The following is a 16724-nucleotide window of genomic DNA, read 5'->3' as shown; positions in this document are numbered from 1 at the left end:
ATTATTTCAAAAAAACATCCATCGGAATGTCGTTTTTAAATTCTTTTATTTTAATGTTTCTGTAAAAAACCTCAGCCGTTTCAGCCTGTAACCCAATTGATCCCTCTGAATGACTCAAATTAGTAATGACATTAACTACTTTACCATTCAATTTATAAATGGCATATTTATTTCCCATTACAATTACTTCACACTGATTCCATTGACCATCAAGTGCATGAAAAGGGGCGTTTTTATATGCTTTATGTTCGCCCTGTTTGTGTTCTTGTGGTATTCCCCCCTCTTTTGGAGACAAATAGGTTCTTGATTTTGAATCTTCATTTGCGGCAGAAGTCCAATCAAAATCAGCACCTGAATTCCAAATATCACCAGTATGATTTTCATTTTTTGTATGGTCATAACGCACTTGATATTCAATCCCCTTTGGCCATATAGCTACATCAAAAACATGAAAATAAAGTCCCGCATCATACTGAAATTGACTGAAATTATTGTAACGCTTTGTTCCCCATTTGTATTCAAATTTGAAACTATAACGACTATAAGATTCATTAGTAAAAAACATACAATGTGTACCCGATTTGTTTTCTATAAAGCCATATTCATCTGGAAAATTTTTGAATACATGCATCTCACCATTTTCTCCAGCTGTAAAAACACGAGCTGCTAAACCTTCTTGTTTATCACGACACATGATATTCCAATTATCCATATCGTGCCCATTGTACAAATTGGTATATCCCTGCTTATCAACGGCACCTACTTTTAACGCAGTCTGTTTTTTTTGTGCATTTATAAGTGAACATACGCACAAAAGAGCTATAACCTTTAATTTTAAAAATTTCATAATATTATTTTTTTGTAATTAATACTAACCAATCTAATTGATTTTTATCTGGAGACAAGCCTAGGTCAACACTAGTCCCTCCTTTAATTTTTTTAATATTAGTTTGTTGGAGTTTACCTCCTTTTTTAGGGTTAAACCAAGAAACACTAAAATCACCAGATGCGTTTGTTAAATCAATCGATGCCTTTTCAACTGAATTTAAATACACCAAATAATTTTGATTTTCTTGAGCCATACAGTAAACTGTATTTTTATTTTCAGCATTGCCTACTAAATCATTTCTATTTTCCATTAACCAAAAAGGAATTTTATTCTCTTTTATAAATGTCAAAGCAATGCTTCCTTGATCCCAAAATAAATCTCTGGAACGGTAGTCTTCACAGGTTAAATCAGAATGTTCATGTTTATAACCAAAATACCATTCGGTTCCCCAGCCTCCAGCCATGAAAGTTCCCCACAAGCCATTTCTTCTTGCTACATCATGGTCTTTATCATCCACATCGGGTACTAAGGCGTGCTGAGCATCACCAGGCTCATCAACTGCGACAGCCCATTGTTTTCCCGCTTTCTTCGAAGCTTGGATCCAATGCAATACTTCTTTGTGAATTTCACTAAAATCTACTTTTTCAGTCTGAATAGAAGGACCTGTATATTTACTTTCTTTACCTAATATATCATCGAATTTAATTCCATTATGGATCACAACATGGTGATGATAAGGATCATGCCCATAAAAATATTCAGCCATAGCCAACCTTTCCTCTTTAAACTGTGGTGGTGTAGGATGATTTTTTACCCAATCTCCATTTTCTTCTCCCATATTCCAATTCATCGCAAGATGATGTCCAAAACGTGCAATCAATTCACGGTAATACAATTTACTTTTTGCTCCTACTCCACCATTATCCAATAATCCTTGGTTTTCCATTTCTAAGGTTTTGAAGTGCATAAACAAACCTAGCTTATCTGCATGCTCAAAAACTACTTCCCATTGATCTAATTTAGAAACATCAAAGCGATCCCAATGGTCATAATCTACATAAGGAAAAACATTCTGGTCATCTCCTACGATATTATTGGTCAAAAATGAAAAAGAGTTTAATCCTTTTGAAGCTAAATAGTTTATAGCTCCAATCATTGCTTTTCCTTTTCCATTTTTCCATGTAGGATCACCAGACTTCCAATCTTTTAAATGAGCGCTCCAAGTTTTAACTAAATTGTCTTTATGACCGTCATTATGAAATGTACCATCAAAATCAGCATAGGAAAGAAAATTTTCAGGCGCATCAGAACCCACTTTGAAAAAGTATTCACCTGTTTCAGCAAATTTTAAATAACGTTCTCCTACATATTCTAATCTTCCTTTACCTCTAAAATCGGCTCCTGTCTTATCGCTTTTGCTAATAGAAAATGTTCCAGTTGCCCCATCCATAAAACCAGCACTATCTCCAGGCTTCACACGATCACTAACCGAAACCCATTTTCCTTTTCTGAAATCAACACTGTATTTCCATTCACCAATTTCATCTGGGGCAAAATGAACTCTCCATTTATTCCCACTAACCGCTGATGTTTCACCTGCATTGCCATCAGCTGCAAAATAACCTGGTACCACATATTTTTTTCCTGTTGCCACGTGCGTGAAGGTTACATTAAAACGATAATTAAAAAACGGATTAAAAGTATCATCCTCAGAAGTGGAAGGCCCATCAAAAGTAAAGGTTATTTTATGCCATTTTTTGAATTCACCAGATGGTGTTACTACAGTATTGGATGCTGCTTCTCCTTGCATCTTTTGAAGTAAATTATCTCCTTGACCAATGGCAGTGATTGCAATACCACTCCATCTTGCTCTGCTAAACTCCTTTCCATCTTTGCTCCCTATTTGAGCTTTAATAACAATTTTATCATTGGTATTCAATTGCACATCCGAAAACGATTTGGCATAAACCGCACCTTCTTCCATATTATTTGTACTTAACGGAGCTATGTAGGTTCCTTGTTCATAATCATTAATAAAAATGCTGTACCTAGAACTGCCATCGTTCTCACCAACTCCAAAAAACACAAGATCATACAAACCTGACTTTCCTTTAAAAACGGTTGAGGCTTGCGCTTCTTTATTTTTATCTGGGTTAATCGCTAACCAATAGTTGTTTTTATAAAAAGTATTGGACTCAATGTTGAAATCCAAAGCAGGAATAATTTCAATATCAGATGCGTGATTCTTCACATTATTAATAAAATTTTCATTACCAACAGTAGTAACTTTTGGATTCAGTTTAGAGTCTAAACGCGGATTGTAGTTTTTATCCGTAGTCATTAACCATTGGTCCATTTCAAAACCATCCTCTCGCATACTAAATTGAATTTCGTGAATTCCAGGCTTATCTATATCTAAATATATCTGGAATGGAACACCACAATGTTCTTTTTGTGTACGTAGTTTACTTTCCCAAAACCAAGAGTTTTTACCTTCACACCATTGCATTCTTTTCCCTGATTCAGGCCAAGTTCCGTCAACACCTACATGTACTCCATTATCCTCAGATCCTGTGCTATAAACTTTTGCCCAAACATAATACCTACCTGTTTTTTGAAAATTAACTTTATAAGCAACCACAGCCATAGCTCCTGGTTTATCTGAAAAATTTTCATCAGGAATTAATTTTTCGCTATGATTGGTTCGCGTATCTGGTAAAATTTTGATATATGCATTTCCGCTAGCCGATTGAATATGAGGTGCATTATCACTATTAACATCTTTTGAATTTTTAATTAAATGCCATTTTCTCAGTGAGAAATTCTTCTGGGAGTTAAAACTTTCGGCTTCCACCAGAACTAGACCATTTTTTTCTTGAGAAAAATTATCATTGATTTTATTTTGAGAAAATAAATCAAAGCTATTTGACAGAAAATAAAATACTAATGTGACCCATTTAAAAGAGTAGAAAACTTTCATATTATGAATATTAATATATTTGATAGTTAAAATTAGCCTTAAAAAACTAATTCATAGAAGTGAATATGTACATTCTTTTTGCTCATTTACATAAAAAAACCATATTACTCTTGTAATATGGTTTTAATCTAACACAAAATATAAAATGAAATCTACGGATTTAATGTAGGGATAAAATCTTCGAATTTCAATTCATCATTTCTAAATACTAAGGTGTCCTTTACACGATGATTTACCGATCCAGCAACATAAGTATAGTCTAATACAATTGTTTTTCTAGTTTCACCACCCCAAGTTAAAGCTCCTTGTTCATTACGAGCAATAAACTTTCCAGTACCAGATACTGTTAAACCTCCTGATGAAGTTGAAACAGTGATGGAACCATTAGCACCAAAAGTTAAATCCATTTTACTTGTTGCAGCATTACTTTTACCAATCCTACTCATTGTTGATTTAGCTAAACCTCCAGTAAATAAATCTGTTAAAATATTGTCTTCTAAATACTTTGTATTGTAAATATCTGAACTAACAACTGCTCCATTAGTATCCAAAGTATCATCCTTACCTTTGTGTAAGTATTTCCCATGATATTTATTAATGAATTTCACTGCAAATAATGTAAAATCTTTGGGTGTAAAACCAGCCTCCCAATTTGAAGAAACTCTTCTATCAGGATTCGTAACTCCTTCAGCTGGAATACCTTTTAGAATTTCGGTAGTATTCGAAGAAACAATAACAATAGGAATTACATAAGTAGTTTTAACAGCTAATGGATCATTAAAAAAAGCGTCTGTTAGCTGAACTTTTACAGTACCTGAAAGACTTCCTGCTGGAATTGTAATTTCATTAGAAGCCAAGGTATAGTAATTACTTGGCATCAATACTAATGGCGTACCTCCAACTGATACATTTTGAGCTAATTCAGGAGCCAACGCAATTGTAACTTTTCTATCCATACTATTAGACCTTAATCCACCAACAGCTACTCCAATACTAAATGACTTTTGTAAATCAATAGAATTATCTACCCTACTATCTTCCTGAAGTGAAATAGTTCTTACGGGGTATTGAATTGGGAAATACACTGTTTGAGTATCAAAATCTGCAAATTCATTTTCACCACTTTCGCAACCAAAAGCAAAAAAAACTAATGCAAATAGGTATATTATCTTTATTTTCATAACTTTTTAATTTATTATATTGTGTTTAAAACTACCATCCCTTATTTTGGATTAAATCATATTTTTGAGTTTCTCCCAATGGAATGGGGCCATAGATTTGAAAATCTTGATAACTTCGTGGGTTTACCGAAAAAATAGTATAAGTTGTTTGGTCAGTAGAAATTCTTATCCCTTTTAAATCCTCTTTCATTACATCAATTAATCCCCATCGTCTTAAATCCCAAAATCTAAATCCTTCAAAAGAAAGTTCAATCCTTCTTTCATTTCTAATTAAAGTACGCATAGCATCCTTTGAAGTAAGTGTTGCTGTATAAGTTGTATTAATACCAGATCTAGTACGAATAGCATTTATTATTCCTCTAGCAGTAAACCCCTTAACATTATAATCAGGCCCTCCAACTTCATTCGCTGCTTCTGCAAAATTCAGCAAAGCCTCAGTAAAACGAGAATAAGTATAAAAGTGATCTGCACCTGTAATTACACCTGCAGGATTTAACTTAGCATTTGGATTCAAGAACTTTTTAAGATAATATCCCGAAACCGTTGATGTCGCTACGCTACCTATTCCATCAATACCTGAACCTTCATGTGTTTTAATAGCTTGTGTACCAAAAGTTAGATTATTATAAATCACATATTTTGCTAACCTAGGATCTCTTTGGCTATAAGGATTATTTGGATTAAAACTAGGATTACCAGCAATGGGTTTACCATCAGCCATTCCAAATGAATCAACAAAATTTTGCGATGGATTTGTTCTTCCATTACCAAATAATGATGGAGGAAAATTATCCTTTTCCCATGTTGATTTATTCGTTATCCTTGTAGACGACCAGAAAATTTCTTTAGACTGGTAATTTTCATAATAAGTTACATCACTTGCTAATAAATTAACTCCACCATTTGCAATAATAACATCAGCTGCATAATCAGCTGCATCTTGCCAAGTTAGTGAACCTGAAGCACTATAAGATGGGCTAGCAGCTAGAAGTGCTACTGATGATTTTAAATTCCTTGCAGCTAAACCACTAATTCTATTTAAATTTCTAGAACCCATTATAGGATCACTTCCTGCTGTTTCCCAGCGTGAAGGTAAATCAGCAATAGCTTTATCACAATCCGCTACGATAAAATCAACGCATTCTTTGAAAGTATTTCTTGGCAATTTATTAACTTCATCAGGCTTTATTACTCGATCAACTATTGGAAAACCTAAATACCTCCCATCAGCCCCGATTCCAGCATGATTTTTTAATAATTGAAAATTCCAATAAGCTCTCAAACCATATGCCTCAGCTATAATACGTTTTTTAAAAACTTCATTTTTAGTTACATCAGAAGGAAACCAAACAACTTTATCTGCATGTTCTAAAAAAGTATTCAAATACAAATTCATTTCATATGCTTTTGACCAGATAGTTAAAGGGTTCTGAGCGGATGTCCATCCTCCTCTATTCATAATGTTAATATTAGAAGAAAGATCATTGGTACCAGCATCATCACTTGCAACATCAATACTGAAATTATAATTTGTAGGCATTCCATTGTAAGCTTTCAACAACCATCCCTCTGCAAATACAGGATAATCAATCGCATCTTCTAAAGTTATACGATTTTCTGGTTCTGGCTCTAAATAACTCTCACAAGAAACTACAAATAAACCTAAAAAAGCAGTTGCTGTAATTAATATTTTATTATATTTTTTCATATCTATTATTTTTTAAAATGATGTAAGTACACCTATTGATACTCCTTTCGTTATTGGACTTGAGCCTACACCAAAACGTAGATTTTCAATATCTTTATTTTTATTCAAAACGATTAAATTATTTCCTTTTACAAATAATTTAACACTATTAAACATTCCTTTTTCTTTTCCTTTTATGTTGTATGACAATTGCAAAGTTGGAATTGTGAAAAAATTATTCTTATACAACCAATAAGTAGAATTTCTATAATTATTATTATTCTTAGTAGATGAAAGACGTGGCATTGTTGCATTCACATCCTGATTATTAGGCCCATAAGCTTGAAGCGCTGTTTCAGAATATTTTAAATCACCATAAGTCCAGAAGTAAGCACTATTGCGATATTGATCTTGTCCAACTTGACCAACACCCAAAACATAAAAATCGAAATTTTTATAAGACACATTTAGATCTAAACTGTATTGCATATCTGGTCTATTATTACCTATTATTGATTGATCATTATCATCAATTATACCGTCATTGTTGATATCAATGTATTTAACATCACCTGGTTGTACATTACCGTAACTAACTTTAGGCAAACCTGTTACTAATGTTCCGTCTGTATTAAAATCAGAAACGCCATATAATCCATTAGCTGTCAAGCCAAACATCGCACCGCTTGCATTACCTGTACGCACTCTTGTCTGTGCATTAGGTCCATAAATTGGCTCATCCATTTTACTTACTTTAGAATTTGAAAATATAGTATTGTAACCTACATCTATTTTTACATCCTTAGTAATTGCCTTTTTATATCTTATGGTATATTCAAAACCATTATCTACAAAAGCATTATTATTAGCTGTAATGGTATATCCTAACAAATCTGGAGTTGAATTATTAAGAGCTGTAATCAAGTCATAACTTTTTGAATGAAAAAAACTTGCATCAGCATATAATGATTTATTAAAAAACAAACCTTCAAATCCTATATTAAACTCTAAACGTTTTTGCCAATCGATATTTGCACCTACATTATTATAATTTAATTCTTGATTTCTAATCGCTGAATTACCTGAAGTATTTGAATAATTAAAATAATTGCCTCTACTAAAAGATGTATCATATAAAAAATAATCATTCCAATTGTCATTTTTAAGTAATCCAACAGTTCCTCTTAATTCTAAGAAATCTGTTGCTCCGTTTTTATGAAAAAAATCTTCATTACTAATAATCCATCCCAATCCTGCGGTAGGTGAAAAACCAAATCTATTTCCTGGCGCCATTTTACTAGAACCAATTACTGCTCCTGAGAAATCAAGCACATACTTATTAGCTAACATATAATTGGCACGAATACCGTAATTTAAACTTTTTTCACTTTGAAAAACATTAGGAACAATAAATTGGCTTAAATAAGACAATGCCGTTACATCCAATGAATGTATACCAAAATCTCTTTTATAATTTAATGTAGAATAAAAACCTAATCTACGAGTAAAATAGGCTTCAGCTGCATTTACACTTTTTTCATTAGAAGGTACATCTGCACCAATTTTAACAACTGAAACATCATTTCCCACCATTACAGGCTGATATACTGCATACGATTTATTTTGATTTTCAACAGAAGTGTTGAAAAAATCAAAAGTTAGATTGGTTTTGAATGTCAATCCTTTAGTTAAAAAACTTAAATCCCAATCTAAACCTGAATTAATTTGAAAATATCTATCGGTAATAGTTTTATTTCCTCTCCTTGTCAAATCACCATAAATATTCCTAGTAAATTCATTTGTTCCTCCTAATAGATATTGACCATCAATCAAATCAGCACCTAGATAAGAAGCTGGATCTGATATACTTGAGATAGGGATTAACAATGGATATGAATTTGGTAAATTAGTTTGTGCCTTAGTCCAAAAGTCACTTGTAACAACTCCATTAGTTAAATCAAAAACATCTGGTGAATTATAAATTTTAAAAACACTTACTGCATCTAAATTCATTTTAAGTTTTGAAGATAAACTATAATTAGTGTTAGCTCTAATATTAAAACGATCAGTCCTTTCATTCTCACTACCTAATTTCAACCATCCTTGATTATTAGACAATCCTGCAGTAAGCATGTATTGTACTTTACTTGTCCCTCCAGAAGCCTCCATGTTAACATCTAAGTAATTAACATTATTTCTTAAGAAAGTGCTGCTGTAGTAATCTACATCAGGATTGAACATTGGATTCACACCATTTCTAGTATCTGCTATTTTGGTATCTGAATATTTTATAGCTTTTCCGTCATTCAAATTAGCCTGATTATAAACTTCCATATAATCAGCTGCATTCAAATATTTAGGTTTTGCTACAGCAGTTTGAATACCATAATCAGCTCTTACAGTTAGGTTCTTTTTTTCTACTTTTCCTCTTTTAGTAGTAATTAAAATAACTCCTTTATCAGCAGCAGATCCATACAAAACTCTTGATACAGGGTCTTTTAAAACGGTAATATCCTCAATCTCTGTTAAATTAACGAAGTCAATAGATCTCGGAATACCATCAACAATGTAAACCGCTGAACCAAAACCCAAAACATTTGCATTATTAAAAACACCACCTACTTTGCCTGTAATAGCACTTCCTACACCAATTCTTTGGTCTTTACTTAAATGCTCCTCAATGTTAATATTACTTACAGAACCTACTATCCTACCTTTTTCTAATTTACCAAAAGGTAAATTAATTTTATCAGTTTCTTGTAAAAATAACTTTGTATGGATTAAACTTACTGAAATCGTATTATTCATTTCAGAAATAGTGATTTCTTGTGATTCAAAATCATCTTTAGCAACTTTAACACTAGTTGCTTTAGATATAGAAATTTGAAATTCACCTTTTTGATCTGAATACGTTTTTCCTTCTTTTCCTGCAGTAACTAATGCTCCTGATAAAGGGGCATTGAATTCATCAGTTACTTTTCCTTTTAAAATATAACTATCTCCTTCCTGTGCATTGATTGATAATATCACAAAAAATGTAAAGAAAAAAATCAGTTTTTTATATAACTCTTTTATCATCGTGTTTATTTATTCGATTAATATATTTGTGTAATTACCAGCCTGGATTTTGTGGGAATCCTTCATACGCATACGTTAAATTAATTGGAAATGGTAACCAATAATTTCTGTCTGTAAAAACAAATGGTTGAATTACTACTCTATTGAAGAGTGTATAATTTTGATTAAAACTCATTCTATATAAAGTAGCATCTGGTTTGATTTTCCATCTTCTTAAATCATACCATCTATGACCTTCAAAACAAAGTTCAACGTCTCTTTCATACTTAATCAAAGCGTTAAAATTATTATTATAAACACTTAAATTAGAAACTAAAGCTGCTCCAGCTCTTGCTCTTACTTTATTAACAGCCTGTAAGGCCGTCATAGTATAATTTGAAGATGTTGCATTCTCATTATTAGCTGTATTGTAAACAGCTTCTGCATAAATAAGATATACATCAGCTAGCCTGATTAGTGGAGTAACTATTCGTAAGGTATTCCATTGTGTATCTTTCTTATTAGCACCTACTGGCCAAAATTTATGCACAATATAAGGACTCAATGTATTTCCATCAGCCATTGTAGAACCTCCATCGTACATCGCTAATTTTGTAGTTGAATGAATCCCTGCCATATCTCCATCTACATAAATACTTTTTCGGAAACGAGGATCTCGATTATTCCAGCGTTTTGTATTGTCATAATCATAACCACCCTCTGCCAGAGTTCCAGGTTTGTACTTGGTTCCATCAGCCATTTCAAAAATATCAACAAAATTTTGTGTTACGGCTTCACATATAGCATTTCCACCAAAAAGACCATTGTTTGGTAAGTACAATCTTCCTATGAAAGTATTGATTTCTCCAGAACCGACATCTCTTCTTGTTTTTTGAAAAATAGTTTCTTGATTGAATGGCAAGTTTCCGTCTGTTTTAGCAAACATGTCTAAATAATTAACAAATGGAACTAATCCATAAACCCCATTATCAGCTAATTTTAATACTTCGGCTGCTGCTTCTGCAGCTCTATTCATATAAGCAGTATCATAAGTAGCCGAATTTCTTGAATTTTCATTCATTAATGGACTACCTGCATAAAGTAAAGCTTTTGCCATAAGTGCATATGCTGCTCCTTTAGTTACTCTTCCCGTATTCGTATTATTCCAACTTGGCGGTAATAATTGTGCTGCTTTTTGTAAATCTTCTACTAGAAATTCAGTACAAGCTTGGTAATCAAACTTACCATTATGCTCATAAAAACGAGGTAATTGTAATTGACCATCAGCTTCTAATACAGTATTTACATAAGGTATAGATCCGTAAGCTCTCAAAATTTCAAAATGGAAATAAGCTCTAAAAAAATATGCTTGACCTTCAATTACATCTTTTTCCTGTTGAGTTGCATTAGTCAATAAACTTAATTTTTCTAAGGAAATATTTGCTCGTCTAATTCCTTTCCAAGAATAGGCCCAAATCCCTTTTTCAATTCCCGACCCATCATCGAAAAATCTAAAATTAGAACGGCCTTGGGTTAAATTCAAATAATTACCTGTTGAGGCTCCTTGTGAAGTATTCCACCCTTGTTTGGCAATTGTCTCTCCAGTTAAATTATGGCCTACTGTAATATTAGAAAGATTAGGATCTACTATATACTCATACATTTGGTCTTCAAAACCTTGAAAAGATAAATAAGTACTAAAAACTTTATCTTCCGTTATAGCTGCTTCTGGCGGTACATCTAAATAATCCTCACAACTTGATGCAATCAAGGAGATTATAATTACCGATAAAAATAATTTAAAATTTCTTTTCATTTCTTTAATTTTTTTTAATTAAAATGTAGCTGAAACACCTAAGTTAACTTGCTTAGTAACTGGATAATTTCTATAGTTGAAATCTTGACCTTCAATATCAACTGGTAATTTAGACCATAAATAGAGGTTATTACCGTTTGCAAAAACACGCAATGCTGACAATCCCACTTTTTTAATAATTCCTTTTGGTAAATTATATCCTAATTCAGCTGTTTTTAAACGAAACATTGCTCCATCTCTTTTATAATAATTTGCCGTACTAGCAGCCCTACCACCATAATTTAATGATCTAAAAGTTGGGTTACTATTTCCGTATTCAGGAGTCCAAGTATCATCTATCTGATCTTGATAAATAGCAGGTGCATTAAATGAAAATTCATCTAAACCAACACCTTGAGTAATATCATATTGACCATAAAAATTCAAACTTAATGAAAACCCTTTATAGTCTCCTCCAATAGCGAATCCATAAGTCTTTTGTGGTCTATTTGGATACCCATAAGGCACTACATCCTTATTATCTACAATACCATCAGCATTGTAATCGAGTAAACGATAATCTCCTGGTAACAAAGTTGTATTATTTACTCCCACAACCCCCGTATATAATTCATCCCAACTATTGATAATACCAGTAGAAACACTAGTTTTTGTTTGACCAATTTGAAAACCTGCTTGCTTTTGATAATCGGGTAATAACTGTGAGTCTTCTTTTTTAATAATGATATCTTTAACATAGGTAAAATTAAATGAAGCCCAATAGTTTAAATTATTAATATTATTTTTATAATTAGCTACAAATTCATACCCTTTATTTTCAGTAATACCAATATTAGCTGTAGGAGCAGGAGCACCGTAAAAATCAGGTACATTTCTTTGATCTGCAGTTACTAAAATATCATCACGATGTTCTTTAAATATATCCAAAGTCATAGTTAAATCGTTATTGAACATTCCTGCTTCAATTCCAAAGTTTTGTTTACGTGCTGTTTCCCAACGCAATGATGGATTACCAATAACTCCTTCACTATAAATTTGTGGTCCGTTATAAACAGGTCCATTTCCAAAAGTAGAATTTTGTAAAGCGTTTCCATTAACACCATTTACTCCTCCAGAAACATAAGATGTAAAATATGGCCATTGTCCAATATTATTAGCGTTATCATTACCTACAATACCATCAGAATATCTAAATTTTAGATTATTGACATATTTCTTAATCTTCTCAAAAAACTTTTCATTAGATACTGTCCACCCTAAACCAACAGAAGGAAAGAAATCAAATTTATAACCTGGCCCAAATTTTTCACTTCCATTATAAGCTCCATTTATTTCAATATTATAGCGTCTATCATAAGCATAAGTTAACCTACCAGCCCAATCTTCACGTTTTGATGGCCATCCATTTATATTATAATTTTTTGATTGATCTCTACTGAATAAGGCAAGACCAGAAACGGTGTGCGCTCCAAAACTACGGTTATAGTTCAATGTAAAACGGTATAATAATCTACTTCTCACTGTTTTAGCAGATGCATTATCTATTCGAGATGTTTCATAAATTAATGGTAAATCTTGAAATTCAAAACCATGTGTAGAGGTTGTATAGGATCCTGGAAAAAAATAAGACGTATAATCTTCAATATTAGCATTAGGATCATTTAATGTATAATAGTCTGGATTAACATATTTCATCAAAACACCATCATCAACAATGTCGTTACCTAAAGCACTATAGTAATTATCAAAACCTAACTCTGCATTTATTTTTAACCCTTTAGTAATTACATCTAAGTCTTGAGTTAATTTATAATTTGTATTAATCTCTCCCCTATCTTGAATATCTACTCCATTAAAATTCAATTCCACAAATTCATTTTTACCAAAACGCTCATAATCAATGCCCTGACCATAAACACCGTCCTCATATTGCAAGACGGGAGTCGTCCATGGCTTAGAATAAACTCCGTACCAAAAATTAAAGATTGGTGCACCTGATTTAGATTGTTTCCCATAATATCCATTTAATCCAACCTCAAGTTTTGTTGTTTTTGTAAGTGTAAAATCTAGATTTGTTCTAAAATTAAAACGATCGTATTTAAAATCAGGATCATATCCTTGTCCTACATTCTGAGTCTTTAATATATCACCATCTGTCACATATCCTAATGATCCAAAATATTTCACAAAATCATTCCCTCCAGATACACTAGCATTAATTTTTTTAGCTAATGCATAATCTTCCAACATAGTATTTGCCCAATCTCTGTTAGGATAAGCATTTGAATACTGACCATTTCTATAAAACTCTAATTCCTGATCAGAGGTATAATCTCCCCAAGTTGCTGGCATGACAGACAAACCATTTACAATAGCCCTGTTTTTTGCAACTGTACTAGTATAAGCTTCTAGAACACGAGGAATTCGAGAAACAGACTTGAAAGATAAATTAGCATCAACCTTGAATTGAGCATCACCTTTAGCTCCCCTTTTTGTGGTAATTAAAATCACACCGTTTCCTCCTTTTACACCAAAAATAGAAGTTGCTGATGCATCCTTCAAGACAGTAACTGTTTTAACATCATTGGGATCAATATCATTCATCGTTCTTTCCATACCATCAACTAAAATAAGAGGCGAAGCATTATTCCAAGTGGACTGACCCCTTATTAATATTTGTGAATCTTTATATTGATCTCCTCCACCTCCAGGTATTCCAGTAGCACTTAAAACTGTGACTCCAGGAATAGAACCACTTAATGCATCAGTTAAATTTGTTAAATTACCTCTTTTAGTTAATTCTCCACCATCTAGCTGTCCTATTGCTCCAACAACACTTTCTTTCTTTTGAACTCCATACCCCACTACTATAACTTCATTCAATGTTGCCACATCAGATTTAAGTTTTACATTTATAGTTTTACCTTTGATGGTTATTTTTTGACTCGTAAAACCTATATAACTAAACACTAACACTTGATTCATAGAAGCTGGAATTGTATAATTCCCATCGAAATCGGTATTAGCACCAATGTTTGTTCCTTCAATTACAACAGAAACACCTGGTAAAGGCATACCATCATCGTCAATTACTTTACCACTAACTTTTAAAGTTTGACCGTGAAAAATAGAAAACATAAAAAACAACAAAATTGTTGGTAATGTCTTCTTATATTTAAGAAAATTAAAATATTCTATTTGTTTACTCATTTTAATAAAATTTAAAATCTGGTTATACGAAATTAGGTTAATAAGTTTGGTTTTTTTTACTCATAATTTTTTAATTTGGTTTGGTTCATAAATTGGTTTTAGTTTAATAATAACATCTGTTCGAAAAATCAAAGTGTTTTCTAACTTTATAATTTTAAATTGAACTCGCATAATTAAAGAGTCAATAGAGGTAATAAAACAAGTAAACACTGATAAGAAAAACAAAATGATTAATTTTTCATTAGCTTATTTTTTTAGTTTATTAATTATTCAAATTTCCATTTTTACCACCAAAACCAATTTCTTTATTATTCCTTTTTTTAGCGAAATTGTTTTATTTAAGGAAAATATAACCTTATACAAATATCCTAAGACATTCATACACTGTGCTTAGTCATATTTCTTCAGAAACAGATAGCTATTAGCATTCAAATCGATTAAACTAATATCTTTTTCAAATCTGAAATCCATTTAATTATTTTTATTAACCAAATTACTTAAGTCAGACTTCAAAAGGTCTTGATCGTTTTTTCAAAAATATCTTATCATACCAATATTGCTTGTAGTTATAATAATTTGTATTAAGAAAACTATCGATTTCAATAGCTACTTTAAAATTAAATTACTTGAGGAATTCTTAACCAAGGAATAAACTCTTTTGTATTAGTATTTTATTACAATGCTCTAAATAAAATTAAACTAAGACTATAGGAAAAAACAAATCGGAACAAAATCAATTCTGTTCCGATTTAACTAATTTGATAAATGAATTTTTTAACCCTATTTTAGAATAGAATACCATTACTTTAGAAAAGTATATTCCTTTTGTTTGCAATGTCTTGTTATAAATACCCGACTTCAGAAGGAAACTATTTTTATCTGAGATAAGTCTTTAGTTGCAAGTACCTGATTTTGTTACTTTAGAATTTGCAGGATTGACACCAATACCATAACGTATATTGTTAGCCCAACTACAATTACCATCTATTTGCTCAATAGTACCACCATCAATTACAGACTCTGAAGTTGCGCCAGATGTTCGTCCAAAAGTATAGAAAGGAGATCTTTGAACTGTTTTATTTGGGTTTGCTATCCAAGTACAGTTTGTAAACTTAACTTTAGCAAGTTCTGCCCCTGCATTTTTCTTTTGAGACCAACCAACTATACCGTGCGCATAATCAGTTCCATTGTAATTATCAATGAATTTACAATTTACAGCTTCTGTCATACCTGTTCCTATTTCAGACACTTTTTGCCCCCAACTAACCATAAAAATACCACCATTTTTATTGTGATAAATAGTTGTATTAGATATTTTTGTCACTTCACCTACATACAATACATCATCAAAAGTATCTATATAACTATGATCTACAGTAGCTCCTTTGGCAAAGTGAAAACCATCTGTTGAATGAGTTCCTCTATTTTCTATTATTCTTACATCGTCTATTGTAGCCTTACTAAAACCTGTTAAATGAAAGTTAGCAGGGTTTCTACTTTGTAATTTTGAAATACTAATAGTTCCATTACCATCGTGTCTAATAGAACACAGACTTCTATTCCCTTTAGTATATGGTGTTTTAGACCCATCAATAACAGAAGTCAATGAACTAGCTCCTGTTACAATGAAGTTCGTTTTTTTAATCACGATGTTTCCATACAAAGTTACATTAGCATTTATTCTTATTTCAGTCCAAGAGCTATTAGCAGGAACTATAAAATTTGGCAACCATTGACCATTTTCAGCAACACCTATCTTTCCAGAACTTGTAAAAGTTACAATGTTATTAGAAACCGTATATGTCGCGTCAGGCACATTAGGTGTTGTAATCAATAATTTACTTGTAAGTGAATTTGTTAAAACCTCTTTCGTTTGAGATTTTTCAGTCGATTGAGTGTTGCCAGTTTCATCTACAGCATCATCATTACAACTCAAAAAAATTGCTACAAGTGCGAATGCTAAA

General features: G+C 32.0%; 8 protein-coding genes. All 8 read right to left on the bottom strand.

The window, feature by feature from the left end; genetic code table 11:
- Position 1: 1 nt before the first annotated feature.
- The 8 genes from ACSV4D_RS08190 to ACSV4D_RS08155 all read right to left on the bottom strand — a co-directional run bounded on the left by ACSV4D_RS08190 (position 2) and on the right by ACSV4D_RS08155 (position 16696).
- Positions 2 to 847 carry a 3-keto-disaccharide hydrolase gene (locus ACSV4D_RS08190; protein ID WP_439227825.1) on the bottom strand — a complete coding sequence of 282 codons (846 nt, stop codon included), beginning with the start codon at positions 845 to 847 and terminating at the stop codon, positions 2 to 4.
- Between the two features lie 4 nt (positions 848 to 851).
- Positions 852 to 3809 carry a DUF5060 domain-containing protein gene (locus tag ACSV4D_RS08185; protein WP_439227824.1) on the bottom strand — a complete coding sequence of 986 codons (2958 nt, stop codon included), beginning with the start codon at positions 3807 to 3809 and terminating at the stop codon, positions 852 to 854.
- Positions 3810 to 3961: 152 nt separating this feature from the next.
- Positions 3962 to 4990: a DUF5627 domain-containing protein gene (locus ACSV4D_RS08180; RefSeq protein WP_439227823.1), complete on the bottom strand. Its 1029-nt coding sequence runs from the start codon at positions 4988 to 4990 to the stop codon at positions 3962 to 3964.
- Positions 4991 to 5021: 31 nt separating this feature from the next.
- Positions 5022 to 6698: a RagB/SusD family nutrient uptake outer membrane protein gene (locus ACSV4D_RS08175; protein ID WP_439227822.1), complete on the bottom strand. Its 1677-nt coding sequence runs from the start codon at positions 6696 to 6698 to the stop codon at positions 5022 to 5024.
- A gap of 12 nt (positions 6699 to 6710) precedes the next feature.
- Positions 6711 to 9755 (bottom strand): SusC/RagA family TonB-linked outer membrane protein, encoded by a 3045-nt coding sequence (locus tag ACSV4D_RS08170; RefSeq protein ID WP_439227821.1) that lies wholly within the window; start codon positions 9753 to 9755, stop codon positions 6711 to 6713.
- Positions 9756 to 9789: 34 nt separating this feature from the next.
- Positions 9790 to 11550: a RagB/SusD family nutrient uptake outer membrane protein gene (locus ACSV4D_RS08165; RefSeq protein WP_439227820.1), complete on the bottom strand. Its 1761-nt coding sequence runs from the start codon at positions 11548 to 11550 to the stop codon at positions 9790 to 9792.
- An 18-nt stretch (positions 11551 to 11568) separates the two neighbouring features.
- The gene (locus ACSV4D_RS08160) at positions 11569 to 14760 is read right to left on the bottom strand and encodes a SusC/RagA family TonB-linked outer membrane protein (RefSeq protein ID WP_439227819.1); all 3192 of its coding nucleotides are present in this window, start codon (positions 14758 to 14760) and stop codon (positions 11569 to 11571) included.
- 892 nt (positions 14761 to 15652) lie between these two features.
- Positions 15653 to 16696, bottom strand: a complete 1044-nt coding sequence (locus tag ACSV4D_RS08155; RefSeq protein ID WP_439227818.1) for a hypothetical protein — start codon at positions 16694 to 16696, stop codon at positions 15653 to 15655.
- Between the last annotated feature and the right edge of the window lie 28 nt (positions 16697 to 16724).

This window comes from Flavobacterium sp. ARAG 55.4, assembly GCF_051846875.1.
Taxonomy (GTDB): domain Bacteria; phylum Bacteroidota; class Bacteroidia; order Flavobacteriales; family Flavobacteriaceae; genus Flavobacterium; species Flavobacterium plantiphilum.
Note: the sequence above shows the minus strand (reverse complement) of the source record. Positions and strands in the feature narration are given on the sequence as shown.

What these genes read in the sequence shown, in the direction of transcription:
- ACSV4D_RS08190 (WP_439227825.1), bottom strand. Translation starts at nt 847, where the DNA reads ATGAAATTTTTAAAATTAAAGGTTATAGCTCTTTTGTGCGTATGTTCA.
- ACSV4D_RS08185 (WP_439227824.1), bottom strand. Translation starts at nt 3,809, where the DNA reads ATGAAAGTTTTCTACTCTTTTAAATGGGTCACATTAGTATTTTATTTT.
- ACSV4D_RS08180 (WP_439227823.1), bottom strand. Translation starts at nt 4,990, where the DNA reads ATGAAAATAAAGATAATATACCTATTTGCATTAGTTTTTTTTGCTTTT.
- ACSV4D_RS08175 (WP_439227822.1), bottom strand. Translation starts at nt 6,698, where the DNA reads ATGAAAAAATATAATAAAATATTAATTACAGCAACTGCTTTTTTAGGT.
- ACSV4D_RS08170 (WP_439227821.1), bottom strand. Translation starts at nt 9,755, where the DNA reads ATGATAAAAGAGTTATATAAAAAACTGATTTTTTTCTTTACATTTTTT.
- ACSV4D_RS08165 (WP_439227820.1), bottom strand. Translation starts at nt 11,550, where the DNA reads ATGAAAAGAAATTTTAAATTATTTTTATCGGTAATTATAATCTCCTTG.
- ACSV4D_RS08160 (WP_439227819.1), bottom strand. Translation starts at nt 14,760, where the DNA reads ATGAGTAAACAAATAGAATATTTTAATTTTCTTAAATATAAGAAGACA.